This is a genomic window from Paenibacillus wuxiensis (genome assembly GCF_040195695.1).
In the GTDB taxonomy this organism is placed as follows: Bacteria; Bacillota; Bacilli; order Paenibacillales; family Paenibacillaceae; genus Paenibacillus_B; species Paenibacillus_B suaedae.
The window spans coordinates 68,468-86,687 of the sequence record NZ_JBEFZI010000001.1; the positions used below are offsets into that span (position 1 = coordinate 68,468).

The window sequence follows — 18,220 nt, forward strand, 5'->3', positions numbered from 1 at the left end:
TGAGCAGTATGTTGGCAGAATCCATCATTCGCATTGGCCGACCTATCGCACAGAGCGATTTGCCGAATCAACAGCGTATCCGATGGTTGACCGACGTTGATAGTGAAAATTGCAAAAACTTTTTCCAACATGTATTTCTTGTTGAACTGGATGGGGATAACGCAGCATTTCACCTCATGGAGATCGGAAATATGGAAGGGAAAAGTTTCGTTCCAAATTCATTAAGAAATAATGCCTTTCCAATTTTATATCCGAACGGAGGAAATCCTCTCCACGCGCAGGGGATGTATCCCGTTCCATGCTATCTTATGTATGAAGCGCATATTCATGCGATGGAACATGCAGAATCGTTTGCGGTGGATGTCATTCTTCCACGACTTAAGAATACGGTGTCGTTCAGGCATAGAAACGAAGAGCAGTTATTGGAAATTGCTCGACGTTCTGCTACAACGATAGCCCCCTACTTTGAACAGTTTATCAAAGATGAGAAGCAGCTAGGTATTTTATACATATTCGATCATAGCCTGCCTATTTATCGCACATTAGAGAAGAGAAGCGAGGATGAACGCTACCTTTGGATAACAGAAAGCCGATTATTCCCCGGCATACAGCTTCATATTGATGGTGATCAGGCATTGGTGGGTATCATCGAAGCAAAATTCACGGAAGCAAAGTCATTGGGAAGTGCGGACAATGCAATCTCTACATTCACGAATCAGGAAGAAGATGAAGTTGCTTCAATATACAATAAATTCTGGCTGTGGATGTCGCCAACATGGGAGATGCCTCGTTCTATCTACTGGGGAAAGGATGAGTGGATACGCGGAATCAAGATTGATCGCGCAAGCTATGAAGCTTTTTTGTACGGCACGCAGTTTCTGAAGCAGATTACTGTCCCGGTAACAAGCTCGGTACTTAAAGAAATGTTTGCTCCGGTAACAAGTCTGGAAGCGAAACGCCATATGAAATCTACCAGTTTCGAACCGATTTTTGGGGTTCTGCTCGTGCTTCCGCTTTTGGAAGGGGACTCGGAACAGCTATATCACAAATATAAGCGTATCTTGAATCAGTCTGATAAAAGCGACAATGATATTCATCTAGAACTACTGGCAGGCATTCATAAGTTCATTCCGAAAATGAGTGATGAGCATCGACTGACACTCGTATATTATTCCGGTGACTTGTCACGGGGCAATATGCACATTCGTAAGGTGATTGAAGACGTTGTTCCGAGTGTTGCTACTGTGTTGCAGCAAATTATAAAAGATCTGAATCGCCAAGAATTACTTCCCATTTTGAAAGCATTCCGGTGTAACACAGATAAGGAATATTATCGACTTCGTTCACTGCCATCGCTATTGGCGAATGCTTATGGGCCGGGATATGTATGGAGCAGTCTACAGGCGGTACTACACCGCGAACCGATTACTGTTCATCGGCTATATATGAATACCTCGATAAAGCTATTGGAATTGGCGCTGAAAGAAGACGAATGGGGGATGAGAGAAGAACTCGTATTCCATTATGTTTTTCTTGCCTTCCATGCTCGATATCATAATGAAGTGATACAAAATAAAGAAAGGGTGAATACGTTGGCGGATTGGGAACGTGTCATAGAGTATTATCAAGCTGGAACAATATCGTTATCTCAACTGCAATCGGCTGAAGAGTTGGGATTTGTGACGGGATTACTATTAAAGCAGTTCTCGAATTCCTACCATAGAAAAACAGGAAAGGACTATGTGAAGCATCGGGTGATGAAGTTCGGTAGTAAGCTAACGCCGGATATGATATGGAAATACGGCGTGCTTCGCTGCCAAGAGCTGTCAGAGCAGTGGAACATGGGAATCGGGAAGAATTTTTGGCCTATTTTGGCACAAGTTTTGCTCGGATTCTTAGACGCTGAAAAAACGCAAGCGCTTCGTATTGATAGAGACAAATTCATGACAGCTTTTTGGTCCGGGTATTTAATGTACAAGAAAGAGAAAGAGGAGGAGTAAGAAGATGAGTGTACATAATGGTGAATTGTTGTTCGTAAAATCGGTAAAGGACGGAATACCGAACCGCGATCCGCTGCAGGATAGTGACGCGCGTAGATTATTTCCGGAAGAGGACGGGAGAATTTCGCTGAGTGATGTAAGCATCAAACGCGATGTGCGCGATTATGTGTTAGAGGCAGAGCCCAACGGTGGAGAAAGCCAGCGTAATTATATATTTGTACAAGGTAAGGTTAATGATAAAGGGAAATTGCTTGGACGGGGAAGCTTGGCAGAGTGGATTGCAGAGCAGGCAGATAAGAAAAATGAAGCAAAGGAAAATATGAAGTCCGTGCTGTTGGAGCATAGCTTCGATGCTCGTGCATTCGGGATTGTATACTCGGTCAAATCTACTAGCTTCCATCTTACAGGACCTGTACAGTTCGGCTGGGCGCATTCGCTTCATCCAGTAGACAGTCAATATATTCAAGGGACTGTGGTGATGCCGAGCACCGATGCCAAAGACGGGGAGGATGGAAAATCGCAAGGAACGATTTGGACAAGCTATATCGTACCTTTTGCCGTATTCGCCATGCCAGGCGTCATTAATGCTAAAAATGCGGAACAAACCGGGATGACTGTTGGCGATCAGGAACTTCTGCTCAAAGGGTTATGGCAGGGAACGCAGCATCGCCAAGCTCGCGGCCGGGGACAGCAGCAACCTCTCATGCTGGTGCATGTAGAGTATAAAGACCCATTCTTCCGAATCGGATATTTGGAAGACTTGATTGCGTTGCAGCCGGGAGAAGCGGCATGGAGAGAAGGAGGAAGACGGCCGTCGTCTCTGAAAGATATTACTTTGGATGTATCGGAATTGGTTCGTACTCTAGAACAATATAAAGAGAAAATAGAACGTTGCCGAATTTGGGTTCATCCTTCTTTGCGTGTAGAGAGTGATATTACACCATATCTACAACCATTATGGTAGGCGATGATGATGAAAGCAGTTATTTTTGACGTGAAGGGCTCAATCGCCCATTTCCGGAGACCGGATACGACAGCGACCCATCTAACGTATCCATTTATCACACCAACGGCGGTCAAAGGTATGGTGGGCGCAATTATTGGCATATCGGATTTTGTAACCAGTGATCGGGTTGGGATACAGCTTTTGCGCCCAGTGCGCACTTCGGCACAGCAGATGTCCATGTTAGGTAAAGATGCGGGTACTACGTTTAATCGTCCAACCGCAATGGAACTGTTAGTCAATCCAGCTTACCGTATATATTACGCTGGCTACGAGCATGTTGATCGGCTTGAGGAGCAATTGAATAAGAGGTATTCTGTTTATCCGACGTATTTGGGAGTGGCCTTTGCGCTAACATTTCCTCAGTTAGTGGGAAGCGTTCATCAGGTAAAGCGCCTTGAAGAAGATGTGATTACGACACGTACTGCAGTTCCAACACCGCTTATCCAGGATTTGATTTTAACCGAGTCTAAGTCTACGTACAGCCGTGCAGGAGGCTTTATGAAGGACTATAAGGGGAATCGGACCTTCGAGAAATCTATATCTTACATCTATGAGAAAGATGGAGGGCCGATCTCTTTTCGGAAAAAAGCGGACACAGATGGAAGCTGTGATGTGTTCCTGATTAAGGGGGAGGCAGTATGTCTCGTATAATCCCCTTCGATCAATGCATTGCCAGACCGGGATCGTTATTAAGCGAACATCTCATACAAGTAAGGCAATCGGTAGAAGGGTTTCTGAATAACGAACTCAATGCGTTTATACAATTAGCCGGACTGTCAGGGATTTGCCACGATATAGCGAAGAGTCATACTAAATGGCAAGACTACATTCATAAAAAAACAAAGGAGGGCCCCAATCATTCTGCCTGCGGGGCCTTCTTCTTTTCATATCTTGGGTACCATATGCTGCAGAGTATGGGGAAGTGGGAGCAATATTGCATAGAGTGGCTGTGGTTCGTGCGAGATATCGCGGATCACCATAGCCAACTGCATAATTTATCTGATAAAGGCTGGCTTAAAGATTATGATTGGTCAGAACTTGATCTTGTGGGTATAGAGGCATTCATATATGAGCAGTACAATGAATTAATTATAATCAAGATCAATGCGGAAAGTTTAAGGGAATGGCTGAAAAAAGATGCGGAGGAAGCTGTAGAAGAAGCGCTAGAGACATTGCAAATCGGCTATGGAGCTTGGAAACCGCTTAAACTGATGAAGCGTGTTCAAAAGTGGAGGCAGAATACGGCCAGCTTAATCGCAGGTGATCGATTTGATGTGAAGCAGGTATATACTAGCTGGTTCGATACCAATACCCACTATCGCCATCAAGAGTTGATCGACAACTACTGTCGAAAACAAAATGGATCAATGTCCGTGATACGGCTGCATGCCCAAGCGGACATCATGGCACAATTGCTGCAGAACCCTGAGGGGAGATTCTTTACACTGCAAATGCCAACCGGATACGGAAAAACGATTACCTCTATGAAAATTGCCTCTTGGTTCGGTGAGCAGCAACATTTCCAAAAGATTGTGTATGTCGGGCCTTACTTGTCCATTATCGAACAGACCAGCGGTGTAATAGAAGAAGTCATTCAAGAGAAAGCATTAGAGCATCATTCACTAGCCTTGCTGGAGGAGGACGATCATAAGCAAAGTACAAGCCAAAGTCAACTGTCTGTAGAATCGTGGGCACATGCAATTGTGTGTACCAGCTTCCATCAATTTGGGAAGGCTTTGTTTCCTAAACGATCGCAAGATGTATTGCGTCGGGCATTTTTGCAAGATGCCGTCATTATCATCGACGAGCCGCAAATATTGAATCCTGATGTATGGAATGTATTTCTGTGTGGACTTGAAGCCTTAAGCGAACTTTTAAACCTTAAGGTCATTTTTTTGTCCGCAACGATGCCGCCTTTCCATTATGGGCTGTCCAAACAGCCTATCGATCTTCAAGTCAAAGCGTCTTCTAACCATGATCGGTATCGGTTATTTATTGAAGAGGCTCAGGATGAAGATTCGTTGGTTACGTTTTTGAAGGAAAAAGAAGTATCTTCGCAGGCGATTATACTGAACACAATCGAAGACGCTTACCGGGTGTATCGCAATATAGAGGAGAAAGAGGCGTATCTGCTTCATGGCTTAATGATACCTCTTCATAAAAAAATCGCAATTGAAACGATCAGGCGGGGGTTAATAGATAAGCATCGCAAGCATCCTTTGTATGTTGTTTCAACCCAAATTATTGAAGCGGGAGTAGATGTCAGCTTTCAGCATGTAGCTAGAGCGATGCCGATTATGCCCTCAATCGTCCAAGCGGCTGGACGCGTCAATCGCCATTTGGAGGGATCTGTATTAGGAAGAATATCGATCTTCCCGTTTTATCGGGAAGGTAAGAGGGATACGCGCAGCTTTATTTATCCTAAATTGCTACAGAAGATTACGGATCGGTTGCTGCAGCAACAACCTACGTGGATGGAATCGGAGCTTACGGAACTAGTAAAGCATTATTATGAGGAAATGTTCCGCCATAATACGTATGAGGCGGCAATGGCATACATTCGAGACGCATATGAAGGAGAGTGGGAGAAACTATCCAGTTTTCAACCCTTTGATGAGAGCGTGATGAGGTTGCCTGTTTTCGTTCCATGGAATCCGAATGAAGATGAGCGGCAGCTATTGCCCAAGTCGTATTCCATTTTGCAAAAAAAGTTTGGGTTATATCATGCAGCCGATATATATGAACGATATTCGGATAAGACTTTCATGAAAAAGATGACGTTCGACGATCGAAAGCAGTTTATGATTTTAGTTCATTATTATGTCTTAAATTTGCCTGTCAAAAAGGCGCTACAGGTGGCAAGCAAGGAGGACTTTTTAACGCACCGAATTCCTTTGCTATATGGAACCGAGGTATATGATTCGCAAATTGGCCTTCGCACACAGTTCGAGCAGTTTGACAATTTTATTTAGGAGGAAGTGCCGTGAATTCAGGACTGCCAGTAGGTGGAACGGATATTTGGTACTACTTTATTTGTAAACGGGAAGCTTGGCTTAATATGCACCAGATTGTTCCGGATGAAGAAGATGAAAATGTGGAGATTGGTCGCTTCATTCACGAATATCGCTACGGGAGAGAGAAGAAGGAAGTAGCGATAGGCTCGATAAAGATGGATCGGCTGAAGCGTGAAAAAGGTGAGCTCGTAATTAGAGAAATCAAAAAGTCTTCCAAGTTTTTGACTAGCTCTCGCTATCAGCTTATGTATTACTTATATACGCTGAAGCAGATGGGAATTGAGGCGAGAGGAGAACTACTCTTTCCAGAAGAAAAGAGAAAAGAACATGTTGAACTGACGGAAGAAGGAATCACTGAGCTTGAAGCTGCGATCAAGGATATACAGGCACTTTCACAAAATCCGATACCGCCAGCTCCGAAGAAAATTGGGTTTTGTCGCAAGTGCGCATATCGGGAATTTTGTTGGGCGGAGGGATGAGCGTTGAAGAAGTCCTTATATATTTTTCAGAACGGTGAGTTGCGAAGAAAGGACAATAGCTTATATTTTGAATCGGAATCGCGCAGAAAATATATTCCGGTGGAAGATACGAACGATATTTTTATTTTTGGAGAAGTAGATGTTTCGAAGCGCTTTCTAGAATTTGCAACACAAAAGGAAATCATAATACATTATTTCAATCATTACGGTTATTACATAGGCACTTTTTATCCGCGAGAGCATTATAATTCAGGACATCTTATCGTTAAGCAAGTGGAGCACTATATCAATATGGATCTGCGTTTGGAGTTGGCGCGAACTTTTGTAAAAGGTTCTATTGGACAGATGCTGCAAGTACTAAAATACTATGGTGGTAGACGTGATAATAAACAATTTTTTGAAGAACTTGTTACTTCGCTAAGCAAGAATGCAGGACAAATACATGATGTTGTCAGCATTGAAGAATTAATGGGAGTCGAAGGACATGCACGAGAACGGTATTACCAGGCGTTTGACTCTATTATGGGGAACCCTGATTTTATTTTTGAAAAACGTACGAAACGGCCGCCGCTAAACCGTTTGAATGCTCTAATCAGTTTCGGAAATTCAATTTGTTATACGATCGTATTAAGTGAAATTTATAAAACATTTCTCGATCCGAGAATCGGATATTTACATGCCACAAATTTTCGAAAGTTTTCGTTAAACTTGGATGTGGCGGAGATTTTTAAGCCAATTATGGTGGATCGTCTTATATTTACAATGGTAAATAAAAATATGCTGGGCAAGAAAGATTTTGACGAGCACACGGACGGCATTATGCTTACAGAAGACGGGAGAAGAAAGTTTGCCCAAGAGCTTGATAAACGAATGCAAACAACTGTTAATCACCGCCATTTAGGAAAATCGGTCTCCTATCGTCGATTAATAAGGCTAGAATTATACAAGCTGCAAAAGCATTTTCTCGGGGAACAAAAGTATGTCCCATATCATTCGATGTGGTAGGTGATCATATGTTCGTGATTTTAGTCTATGATTTTAATGAAAAAAGAGTGGGTAAGGCAGTTAAAATCGTAAGGAAATACCTGCATTGGGTTCAAAATTCGGTATTTGAAGGCGAAATGTCGGGAGCCAATTACGTAAAGCTGAAAATGGAATTAGAAAATTTAATGGATCCAACGGAGGACTCCGTTATTTTTTATACGTTTCGCACTCAAAAATATTCCAAGAGAGAAGAAATGGGGTTAAAGAAGGGCGGGGATGAGTTTTTTATTTAACCTAAGTTGTCGTCGATCCTTTATAGCGCATAAACCTCTGGGGATCGACGACAATCTGAAAAAACGAGAATAAGGCAGAATCACAGAGAGATTTGTAAATAAACCTTTATTAATGGATATTCAGGATTAAATGTTTTTGCTTGCCGGCGGGTTTTAGCGTTTGGTAGGATAAGCTTAGTAGCAAGATATTTTGGGTATTGAACGTACCTATGAGGATTTGAAACTTTAGAGGGGTGCAATGCCCCTCTAAAGGAGGTATTTGTATTGAACGTACCTATGAGGATTTGAAACTATGTTTGCCTTCCTTTGCGGTATTACGTTTTTGATTGTATTGAACGTACCTATGAGGATTTGAAACATAGAACCTCGATTAATTCCAGCCCGACACCGATCCGTATTGAACGTACCTATGAGGATTTGAAACGAGGCAGTGAACATCAAAGAACGGGTTCTGGCGTGGTATTGAACGTACCTATGAGGATTTGAAACTGCAATGATCGATGCAATACGGCGCGGGGATGAAGGATGTATTGAACGTACCTATGAGGATTTGAAACTCCATAACCTCGGCTGCCTCGCCTACCGGACGTACTAAGTATTGAACGTACCTATGAGGATTTGAAACATGGGTGATCTTTATAGAGGGGATCAACCACAGATCGGTATTGGACGTACCTATGAGGATTTGAAACACCAACGGAAAAACCAAACTCCGATAGATATTTAGGTATTGAACGTACCTATGAGGATTTGAAACTTCTTTTGTTGATCCATGTACTTGTAATAATCTGCGTATTGAACGTACCTATGAGGATTTGAAACGCGGCCACTCTTCTGATGCGTCACAAGCTTGGTATTGGTATTGAACGTACCTATGAGGATTTGAAACTTCTTTTGTTGATCCATGTACTTGTAATAATCTGCGTATTGAACGTACCTATGAGGATTTGAAACGCGGCCACTCTTCTGATGCGTCACAAGCTTGGTATTGGTATTGAACGTACCTATGAGGATTTGAAACGATTAGTTCACCGATTGTTGTAATGATTTTTGCGTCGTATTGAACGTACCTATGAGGAATTGAAAATGTTCAAGAAGCAAATTGTAAATGCAATAAAGAAAGTAGGATACTCTACAAAAAGAAGTTGCGTACTGGATGGATATGAAGACTGTGATAAGATTGAGTATACAAGCCGCCAAAAAACGAGGGAGCGAGATAATTCTTGCTCCTTTTCATGTTTACCTCTTATTTTCATTAAATTTACACGAGCTACACAACATGGTAAAATATAGGTGTCTAATTGAGAGAAGGAGGGATGATATTGGACGCAACAATCATTAAAACAATTGGAGAGCTAGTCCAAAATACAAGGCGCTCATTAAATATGACGATCACTCAATTGTCAGAATTATCAGGTGTTCCTAGAGCTACGATTTCAAGAATCGAGAACGGCGAAGTAAAGCGTCCAGAATTTTCGAGTGTACGTCCATTGGCAGTGACATTGAATATACCTTTTGAAACATTGGTTGATTATTATGTAGAGGTTGAGAAAAGAGCGGAATCCTTGCTACACATTCTACAATCAACGATTCGGCAAGAAAGTTCTACTGAACTGATCCGAAAAGTTGCGACTAAATATCTTGAATCTCCGAATGAAGACAGTTTTGACTTGACCGAAAGGCTTTATCAACATATTGACTCCATAGAAGACACCTCCATTAAATTATCACTGTATAACCTCATCGTTGAACACTCTCGATCACATGGAATTATGCCTTATATTGCCAAGGGGATGTATCGATGTTACCTAATTGAAAGAAATGATTTTAGCAAATTGAAGGAAACTTATTCCCATGGAAAATATGTCCTTCATTATATTGATTTCTTATCTCAACAAGAGCAGATCGAGCTATACTACAAATTAGGTGTTCATGCATTCAACTTAAAATTCTATAAAGAGAGTATTCATCACTGTAAGAAAATACTTGCTGAAGACAGCAATGCAAGTCACCATAAAGTAAATGCACTTGGTATCCTTATTGAAGCATATTTCTGCATTGGAGAATACGAAGAATCAGAATTTTACTGTCTACAGTACAAACAATTTAATTATCCCAATGTCCAAGAAAACGTGGTTCTTGCCGAAGCGTTAATAAAGGCCAAGAAAGGAAATACAGACCTAGCAATCGAACAACTCCTTACATTTCTTAAGACTTGCAGTGATCTCTCTGCCCTTCCTGCAACAAAAAATCTCCTTCAATTATACTTACAGCAAAACAACCTGAAAGACGCAAAGACTTTGCTGGAGAACAGTAAGATAGACTCGACAATCCTAGACAAAGGCAATCCTTTCATTTTTTCAGGATACGCCGATTACCTTCGGATAAAAGGCGAATATTATTTAGCATTAGGCAATTATGAAACATGCGTTACCTATATGGTGGAGGCAGCCTTGAACTACTCCAAAGTCAATGATACGACTAAAGAAAAAGAATGTCTGAATACCGTTGTGCGTATCCATTTAGAGCATAGCGTATCCCCTCAGTCCACATTTGAAAAATTGAACACATACTTTATTCAGAGTTCAAAAGAATTGGAGGATTAGGTATGAAAAAAATGATAAAAAAACTTTTCTTCAAATCCTGTTTCTACTTAGTTATATTTGTAACAACAACTGATTCATTGGCTGCAGATATTGGGATCATTCATCCGTGGTAAGAAATGGAGGGTTAAGTATGAAAAACTTAATCAAAAGCCTGTATTTCAAGTCTCTTCTATAAACAGTTACCTTTGTGACAACAGTAGCGGCACTCTCAGGCGGATCAGGAGCGTATATCCGTGGTAATGTTGGGAGCATCATTTGATGCTCTTTTTCGTTTTTCGACAAAGTGATACAGTGGTATTTTCTCACATTTCTTACTGGAACGTGCATTATACTCAGGGAGAGATAGTGTACGTGAGGTGAGCGTTATGGATTCATTGGAGCATAGAATAAATGAGCTTAGGAAGAAGCTTACAGAGATTGTTCAGATTAAGGGTGGCTTCGCAGACGAAGAAGTAATACGAATCAGCCAACAACTTGATACATACATTGTGCAAATGCAATCACGTCAGGAAAAAAGAAAGAATCAATAATTTAGTAACCCCGATATTTTGCTTAACATATTGGGGTTATTTTAATTGAAATGGTAATAACAGATTCATATAGAGGAGGCATGATGCAATGGCTTCAAGAAGTGTGGGAACTGCAGAGTCAAGTAGATATGAGGGTTTCCTTTAAACGGTGCACTTTACACAAAGACCCCGGTCTTTCCAGTCGGAAATACCAAGGTCTGAAAAGATTAACCCGAATACAACAACGAACTTCACAGTGAACTCTATCTAGGACGGCGTTGGTTTTACTTTTGCTTTCTTGTTCCTCTGCTGCTATTGCATTTATTCTCTGACAAAGGATCATCGACAACACGAATACTGGAAATTTGGTTCGTTCGATAGAGAATTTGAACGGGACCTGCACACTTAAAACATTTCCACAGTGTAATCCAACCGCTCCCTTGTCTGACGACTACCTCTTGTACAAAGGAAGGAAACCCTTTATTTTGCCCCTTAATACGTACGAACACATATTTACCGACAAACTTTTTTAGACTGGCTGTTGACATGACTGCACTCCCTTATCATAGGCATATTTTTTTATATTCTGTTCACTCCTTCGTTGTGTGGGTTGTAGCCCTATAATCAGCAGGATTGCCTTCGAAAAACAAACATTCATGACCATTCCGGGTCGCAGGCTTGATGACATTTCGAAAAAACACCAAGCTAGGCGCGTCGCAAGGCTTAGTGATATTTTGGGTGCAGCATAAAGGACTTATTGATATTGGATGGAGACAAAATGGAAAGAGCCCTTGTCATAACAAGGGCTCGGAAAGATTCTATTCAATCACATGTATTTTTGAGAAGTACATATTTTTGAAGATGGGTAAAACAAGGTACTGAGTGATACAACATGTTGTATTCTTCTTGTAGAACTAATTTAGCGTGGAGCTAATGTATAGGTTTCACCCAGAGCTGTAATGTTGCTGAGAGTATCTTTCCAGCCTGATTTTTCTACAAGAGTTTTAACGCCTTTTGCGATCTCCTCATAGAACTGCTCTTGTTTTTTGTTGTATTTGGGATTGTCGTGAGGATTCGGGGTTATTTTGTACGTATGCTGGCCTGGATTGAATGTAATCCCTCGATTTTTTCCGAAAGATTCTTCGATATATTTATATGTTTCTTTGTTGATCGTGATTGAGCCACTTACCCCTTTAGCATCTACATTAGTGCCGGAGAAAGGAAACACGATTAAAGCAATAGCCAAAAACAGGGACAATGATACGGCAAGAAATCCTTTTTTCAATTTAAACACTCCTTCTTTCAAACTGAGAGGTGGCCACCTCCTTATTTTATATATTCCATTTTGCGTTATTAATACCTTAAATTTACTTTTTTGTTGTGCGAATGACGTGTTGGTGCTGCCCCATAAAAAATAAAGCCTCGGATTGCCCGAGGCTTGTTTGTTACTTCAGTGGCTCAGTTTTGAACTTGGAACGCATCTCATCATAATTTTTCTTCATACTCTCACTTTTGCTATCAGACTCGAAGCCGAATCCTATTTTCCCATCCATCGTTAACACGATCATTTCTTTATCTTTCCCGTCTACAGTTCCTGACAGCAATACGATAGTGGCTTTCTCTCCATCCTTTTCATAATCCGTTGATTCAATAACTTTCGGGTTTTTGTACATATTCTTTTCAGGAATTTCTAGGCTTATCCCCATAGCGAACAGCGGCATAGCTTCTGGATGTACCTTCTCTTCAACGAACTTTTTCTTAGCCTCTTTGTCGGTGCCGTTTAGGTATGTATTGACATAATCGAGTGCTAGAGCTTCATCTTTGGATGCTTGTCCACCTCCGCAGCCTACCAATACTAATACGCAAATCAAGAATATTGCACTAAATTTCTTCAAATAAATAACCTCCTTTTTTCTACATTATATGACTAATTGCTCATATACGCACGAAAAACATCATAGACGAAACTGATTCGTTTGAACGTACCTATTAGGATTGAACGAATTGATAGGAAAAAGGAGTTAGGAGGTGAAAAAAAACGGCAACCCAATAGGTCGAGTTAGGGCTTGCAAGTGCCTCCATACTCGACTTTTTGGTTTACCTGTACATATGGATTATCCATAATTGCAGCGGAGCGTCCTTACTCTGAACCGTTATTTTCCTCGGATTTGGATACTTCAATGGCTGCGGCATCGACAGCCTGTTGGCCTTTTTCATCGATTTGAATTAATGCTTCTTCAATGGTTAGTTTATTCGCAATGACGTCCTCCACGATTTGGTTCCCGACGCTTTTGAAAGCGTTGATGATATCGTAATGAACGGAATCATAAGGATTGTGATTGGATGGGGTAGCCTTAAGCATCGTCAATGGGGATAGGTCATGACCCTTCACGGTAGCAATAAGTTCGGTTCGCGCCGGAAGTCCGTGGTTGATTTCCGTGGAAGTCACGGCTCCTCCTTGCATCATCCACTTCAGCAACTCCCAAGCTGCTTCCTGCCGCTCCGAAGCTGCTGAGATTCCGTAAATTTCCTCAATGCGATAGTAATCGCTGAATTCCGGCTTGCGCGGATCTACAGGAACAGTTACCATGTCCCAATTAATAGCCTTTCCGCCCTCGAAATTACGATTAATGTCAAAATTATAAGCGGCGACCTGGGATTGCAGCACCATAGCGGCATTGCCTGTGTAGATGGGGTCGAGTGACATCGTACCTTCGGTTTGCTGCGTTTGCTTATAGATGCGTCCAGAGCGCAGCGCGTCAATCGTTCTACTCCATATTGCCTTCCATGCGGGTGTGTTCATCTGGATTTTTAAGGTTTCGGGATCGATGAATCGCAATCCTTCCGTTTGTCCCCAACGCATAATGAGCGAGATTCCTACATTTTCATAGTAATTGGGCTTAAATCCGTATAACGGTTCTCCATCATCGGTCTGCAAGGGAAAGCGGGTCGCCAAGTCAAAGATATCTTTCCAAGTGGATTGATTCTTCGGAAGCGGGATTTTGTATGTAGCAAACAGATCTTTATTGTAGTAAATGGCGTAGCTTGAAAAGGTAGGCGCCAAACCGTAAAGCCGATCTCCAGAAATCCTTTTTAAGGAATCTAACATGATCGGAGATATATTCTTCCATGCATCAGGATCTTGCTTGATAAACGGTTCAAGATTAAGCAGATCGCCTGAGTCGCTAAGCTTCTTATAAGCGGATAAATTGTCCATATAACGTAGATCAGCCGGTGATGACTGATCCGCTTCAGGGATAACTTGAATGCTAATAGAGGGGGATTTTTGCTCAAAGGCATGACCATATCTTTTGTAGAACTCGGTTGGTGAAGGGTACTCCACCGTGATCGTTATCGGCTTCTCAACGTTGCTTTGGCAAGCTGATAATAATAGCATCGAGAGTATAATACAGAGTATTGCAACTTTGTTCTTCCCCATGATGATACCTCCAACGAATATAAACTGGAAAAAAGGGTGGGAGAGACCCACCCTTTTTAAGTTATTACCAAGAATCGCTTGCTGATGATTGATCGCTTTCTGTTCCATCCTTGTAGTATGTACGCGACAATGTATTCAACTTGTAAGAACCTGTTGCACTGTATTCGCCTGTGTACCATGCTGTTTCATTACCGCTGGTAGTCGTAGAATTGGTTCCTTGTTCCTTCTGGGTTGATCCCTCGTAGAAGGTTCCGAACACATTAATTTTTTTCATGTTCGAATTGGTTGTTCGGGCATAAGATTTGCCTTTCACTTTCTTTTGGTTTCCAATGACATAGTCGATGTATGCAACCGTCTCTGCATCCGGATCCTTTCCGGCAGCTGATACTGACGCCACACTAACGAGGCACAAGGCAGTTACAAGGCATAACACAGTAATTTTCTTTTTCATTCTTCACATCTCCTTCATTTATTGTTGCAAATCCATTCTGCAGTTCTGCGGTGCAACAATGAATCACCCCCAGCAAGACGTAGTAACGACTCACTTGTACAATCTGGATGATGTGATATATGTAAACGGAATGATCCGCATACATCGGAATTACTTTGGAATCTGCTGATCCTCGTTCTGCAATTGTTGCAAAGCCTCTTCCAGCGACTGACCGCCTTTCAGTATGTTTTTGATTGCAGCATTCGCCTTATCTACAAGTTCAAACGGTACTTCTCCTATGGGATGATAGGATTGCCGCGACGCATACATGGCAGATAGTCGTTCACGTTCCTCTTGATTCGTGCTCAATTCGTTTTGTAAGGTGGAAAAGCCATATAAAGAGCGGTAATTCCATTTCGCAACGGTACGAGAATTAAGAAACTTCACCATTTCCCAAGCAGCTTCTTTCTCTGTAGATTGAGCGGATACTGCATACAATCCGTCGATTAGCAATGTATCGTTGTTGTCCGACTGGTTGGGGTTAACAGGAAATGGAGCTAGTGCCCATTGAGATGTAGTTTTTTTCTGGGCGGTCAACTGCTTGTACTCTTCATACGTGACCACAGCCATTGCTTGTTTTCCAGCAAGGAAGGCATCCATATACGTATTGAGATCGGAGCTATTTATTAATTGTCCACTCTTCAATAAGGGAAGCGTAAGCTGCCAAATTTGCTTCCAGGAGTCGCTTGAGACTGTCGCTTGGGGTGGATTGCCCTGCATCATGGTTAGGCCTTGCCCGAAGCCGACCTTCAGCATGAATTCAAAGGAAGAAGAATCATTGGTTCCAAGACCGATAAGCGTGTTGCCACGCCCGTCATCCTTTGGAAATTTACCGGACAAGCGGAGCAAGTCCTCCCAAGTCATTCCTTCTTGCGGATATTCGATATGGTACGTATCGAAAAGGTCTTTATTGTATGCGATAGCTTGTCCGTAGAAGGTAGGAGGTAACCCATATAGCTTCCCATTTCCAATTGAGCGGGCATATTCGATGACTTGCGGAATGTATTCTTCCAGCGGGAAGGAATCTCGCTTTATCCATAAGTCTAATTCTTGCAAATCGTTTCGTTCAGCCATTTCTTTTACTAGATCAGGCGGCAAATAGATAATATCGAATTTGTTCTGCTGAACCCAATTCTCCACAGATAACTTCTTGGTCACGAGAGGAATCGTAGATAAGATTGAAAGCCTTATATTAGGGTACTCTTGATTAAATAGATTGCCGTAGCGCTTTAGAAAAGCATTTTCATTCGTATACGCAATCGTAAGCTCTGCCTTTTTATCCTTAGAGAATGGAGGGGCCTCGTTTTTTTGACACCCCGTTAATATACTAGCTAAACATAGTATTGAAGCGAGAAGCGTTGGAAAGAGTCTTCTTTTCAATTGAAACACCTCGATGTGGAAATTAGACTTCTAAAATATACCAATTAGTCTGTAAGTCATTTATACTATATATTGGTATAAATGTAAATAGGGAGTGGAGGAGTTATATTGAGGTGTTAGAAGAACATCTATATAAGTCGCAGTTGTTCGGTTGGTCGACGAGCTTTCACGGAACAACAATGATGAGTACGACTAAAGAGTATGTTTAATTAAATTTAACCCGTTGCTTATGAATGTTCAGATAGTTAAGATTAAAGATAGATAGAAAGAAAGTGCGATTCTACATAAAAGGTGAATGAGCTAGCTGGAATCTACGTGTATGATTTCAACAAATCGTCGTCGACCTCCAATAGCGTAAAATCTCCGGGGGATCGACGACAATTTGAAAGTTGAAGATATCGTCAGTAAGAAGTAGATATTTTAAGATATGTTATTGTATTTGGTTAAATAGAAATTAGTGAAGCTGACTTGTACGAGTAATTGCTGTTTGATATTATTGGCGTAGTGGCGCCACTTTTTGGGGTTTTGAAAGTACCTATAAGGAATTGAAACATGGAAAATTATATTACAAAAGTACAGATGGGGATGAGTTTTGAAAGTACCTATAAGGAATTGAAACTTAGTAACTAGTGCAGGTATACTCTTTAGCCGGTCCCGTTTTGAAAGTACCTATAAGGAATTGAAACTACTTCTCGGATCTGACGAGGATCGATCTTGTGATGCGTTTTGAAAGTACCTATAAGGAATTGAAACTAGGTAGTACCATTGTCTGTTGTTGCTGCCCATGTAGTTTTGAAAGTACCTATAAGGAATAGCAACCTTGAAAAAACATAGGAGAATCAGGGGACGAAGCATCTGCAATCAAGGTCAAAGAAAAGTAACTTGCTGAATACGATACAATGATTGCAGAAAATATTGAGGAGATTCGTCTTGTCGAGGAAGCTTTTACGACAAAAATAAGTCAATATCACTAACATTTAGGTCTCGCTTACGGCGAGGCCTTTTTTGATTGAGAGGAGGCGAAGGATGTGAACAACGAAAACGAATAAGGGAGTTTGCGAGGGAAGAACTAGCTGCCCTTCAATCGGGGCAGCTAGAGGAATAGTCATTGAAATCGATTAAGCAGAGTTGGAAAGAACTGTTGCGGAGGCTTTGAAAAGCATAGAAGAAAAATCCTACTCTGAATCAATAAGTTCGAGGCGCTCTAGAATTTTAATTGTCGTCAGAGCTGATAAGCGAACAGTCAATTCAACATTACCTGTTAAGACAGATTCATCATCTAGGGCTTCTTTATTTTTGGCGAAAACCTCTTCGGTAACTTCGTTAACTAGTTTAAGAATTATAGACTTATCCAAAAGAATAACCTCCATTTCGTCGATAGTTCTACATACTTCGACAAATGAGGAGGTTTTTCCTACGTCTCTCAGAATTATTTTATGGAATACTCATTTACTTCGAACGTTAGTATTTTATCGAAAATTACATAGTCTTTGCGGCTGCTGAACGGGCCCTTGTTATTGTTATGCTTGTTTAAGGCATAGGATGCCGTGCCTGAACCGGCTTGTTTATTTTCATACCAGTTGATAAAGGCGTTCACTTCTCCCATGCTCAGGTCAAATTCCTTTTCTAACCCCGTTATCATGGTAACGACTATTAATTGGTATTAAATAAAAATTAATGAAAAAACATGTAGATGATCGAACAATGATATAGGGCGCTTATGAATGAGGCATCCTTTGAAGAATCGGAACGTTTATGAAATGAGGGAAAGCCATTTTCGCAAAATTGCACATTTCCATTTCAAACCATTACGATTGCAAAAACAGATTTTATTGATGAAACAGGCGGGGCGTTTATGTACTAGTTTTCCTGTAGAAGGTGCATCAACCATGTCAAAGGCAGTGGAAGATGCGATACGATGGAAATTACGGGGGTTCTTAACAAAAAAATTAGCAATAAAAATTTGAAATTGTTGTTGCATGTAAAAAATTTCCGTGTTAGATTGTTTATGTATTTGAAA

17 protein-coding genes, 1 pseudogene and 1 CRISPR repeat array are annotated in these 18,220 nt (G+C 41.3%); of the genes and pseudogenes, 10 read left to right on the forward strand and 8 right to left on the reverse strand.

Going from position 1 to position 18,220, the window contains the following annotated elements; genetic code table 11:
* Positions 1–8 precede the first annotated feature (8 nt).
* The 9 genes from ABN764_RS00285 to ABN764_RS00325 all read left to right on the forward strand — a co-directional run bounded on the left by ABN764_RS00285 (position 9) and on the right by ABN764_RS00325 (position 10,912).
* Positions 9–2,000 carry a hypothetical protein gene (locus tag ABN764_RS00285; protein ID WP_446670621.1) on the forward strand — a complete coding sequence of 664 codons (1,992 nt, stop codon included), beginning with the start codon at positions 9–11 and terminating at the stop codon, positions 1,998–2,000.
* Positions 2,001–2,004: 4 nt separating this feature from the next.
* Entirely contained in the window at positions 2,005–2,964 is a 960-nt protein-coding gene (locus tag ABN764_RS00290) for a CRISPR-associated protein (RefSeq protein ID WP_446670622.1), read from the forward strand.
* 9 nt (positions 2,965–2,973) lie between these two features.
* Positions 2,974–3,657: a CRISPR-associated protein Cas5 gene (cas5, locus tag ABN764_RS00295; RefSeq protein ID WP_446670623.1), complete on the forward strand. Its 684-nt coding sequence runs from the start codon at positions 2,974–2,976 to the stop codon at positions 3,655–3,657.
* On the forward strand, positions 3,645–5,978 hold the full coding sequence (gene cas3, locus ABN764_RS00300; protein ID WP_446670624.1) for a CRISPR-associated helicase Cas3': 2,334 nt from the start codon (positions 3,645–3,647) through the stop codon (positions 5,976–5,978). The genes cas5 and cas3 overlap by 13 nt, the downstream gene beginning before the upstream one ends.
* Positions 5,979–5,989: 11 nt before the next feature.
* Positions 5,990–6,499: a CRISPR-associated protein Cas4 gene (cas4, locus tag ABN764_RS00305; protein WP_446670625.1), complete on the forward strand. Its 510-nt coding sequence runs from the start codon at positions 5,990–5,992 to the stop codon at positions 6,497–6,499.
* Between the two features lie 3 nt (positions 6,500–6,502).
* Positions 6,503–7,504: a type I-B CRISPR-associated endonuclease Cas1b gene (gene cas1b, locus ABN764_RS00310; protein WP_446670626.1), complete on the forward strand. Its 1,002-nt coding sequence runs from the start codon at positions 6,503–6,505 to the stop codon at positions 7,502–7,504.
* Between the two features lie 8 nt (positions 7,505–7,512).
* On the forward strand, positions 7,513–7,776 hold the full coding sequence (cas2, locus tag ABN764_RS00315) for a CRISPR-associated endonuclease Cas2 (protein ID WP_446670627.1): 264 nt from the start codon (positions 7,513–7,515) through the stop codon (positions 7,774–7,776).
* Positions 7,777–7,970: 194 nt separating this feature from the next.
* Positions 7,971–8,863: a CRISPR direct-repeat array (repeat unit 30 nt; unit sequence GTATTGAACGTACCTATGAGGATTTGAAAC).
* A gap of 235 nt (positions 8,864–9,098) precedes the next feature.
* The gene (locus ABN764_RS00320; protein WP_446670628.1) at positions 9,099–10,382 is read left to right on the forward strand and encodes a helix-turn-helix domain-containing protein; all 1,284 of its coding nucleotides are present in this window, start codon (positions 9,099–9,101) and stop codon (positions 10,380–10,382) included.
* A 365-nt stretch (positions 10,383–10,747) separates the two neighbouring features.
* The gene (locus ABN764_RS00325; RefSeq protein ID WP_268627846.1) at positions 10,748–10,912 is read left to right on the forward strand and encodes an aspartyl-phosphate phosphatase Spo0E family protein; all 165 of its coding nucleotides are present in this window, start codon (positions 10,748–10,750) and stop codon (positions 10,910–10,912) included.
* Between the two features lie 263 nt (positions 10,913–11,175).
* On the opposite strand, the gene ABN764_RS00330 is transcribed toward ABN764_RS00325, so the two are convergent.
* From ABN764_RS00330 to ABN764_RS00365, 8 genes and pseudogenes are all read right to left on the reverse strand, one after another.
* Complete coding sequence (locus ABN764_RS00330) at positions 11,176–11,439, reverse strand: hypothetical protein (RefSeq protein ID WP_446670629.1); 264 nt, start codon at positions 11,437–11,439, stop codon at positions 11,176–11,178.
* A 371-nt stretch (positions 11,440–11,810) separates the two neighbouring features.
* Positions 11,811–12,176 (reverse strand): hypothetical protein, encoded by a 366-nt coding sequence (locus ABN764_RS00335; protein WP_021253174.1) that lies wholly within the window; start codon positions 12,174–12,176, stop codon positions 11,811–11,813.
* 160 nt (positions 12,177–12,336) lie between these two features.
* On the reverse strand, positions 12,337–12,786 hold the full coding sequence (locus ABN764_RS00340; protein ID WP_446670630.1) for a hypothetical protein: 450 nt from the start codon (positions 12,784–12,786) through the stop codon (positions 12,337–12,339).
* Between the two features lie 245 nt (positions 12,787–13,031).
* Positions 13,032–14,330 carry an ABC transporter substrate-binding protein gene (locus ABN764_RS00345; protein ID WP_446670631.1) on the reverse strand — a complete coding sequence of 433 codons (1,299 nt, stop codon included), beginning with the start codon at positions 14,328–14,330 and terminating at the stop codon, positions 13,032–13,034.
* A 64-nt stretch (positions 14,331–14,394) separates the two neighbouring features.
* Positions 14,395–14,781, reverse strand: a complete 387-nt coding sequence (locus ABN764_RS00350; protein WP_174809034.1) for a hypothetical protein — start codon at positions 14,779–14,781, stop codon at positions 14,395–14,397.
* A 150-nt stretch (positions 14,782–14,931) separates the two neighbouring features.
* Positions 14,932–16,209, reverse strand: coding sequence for an ABC transporter substrate-binding protein (locus ABN764_RS00355; RefSeq protein ID WP_446670632.1), 1,278 nt, complete (start codon positions 16,207–16,209; stop codon positions 14,932–14,934).
* 1,166 nt (positions 16,210–17,375) lie between these two features.
* Complete coding sequence (locus ABN764_RS00360; RefSeq protein ID WP_446670633.1) at positions 17,376–17,555, reverse strand: hypothetical protein; 180 nt, start codon at positions 17,553–17,555, stop codon at positions 17,376–17,378.
* 74 nt (positions 17,556–17,629) lie between these two features.
* Positions 17,630–17,857 (reverse strand): annotated as a pseudogene (locus ABN764_RS00365) (bacterial surface protein); the annotation flags it as partial.
* A gap of 79 nt (positions 17,858–17,936) precedes the next feature.
* Here ABN764_RS00365 and ABN764_RS00370 point away from each other — a divergent pair.
* Entirely contained in the window at positions 17,937–18,167 is a 231-nt protein-coding gene (locus ABN764_RS00370) for a hypothetical protein (protein ID WP_446670634.1), read from the forward strand.
* Positions 18,168–18,220 lie beyond the last annotated feature (53 nt).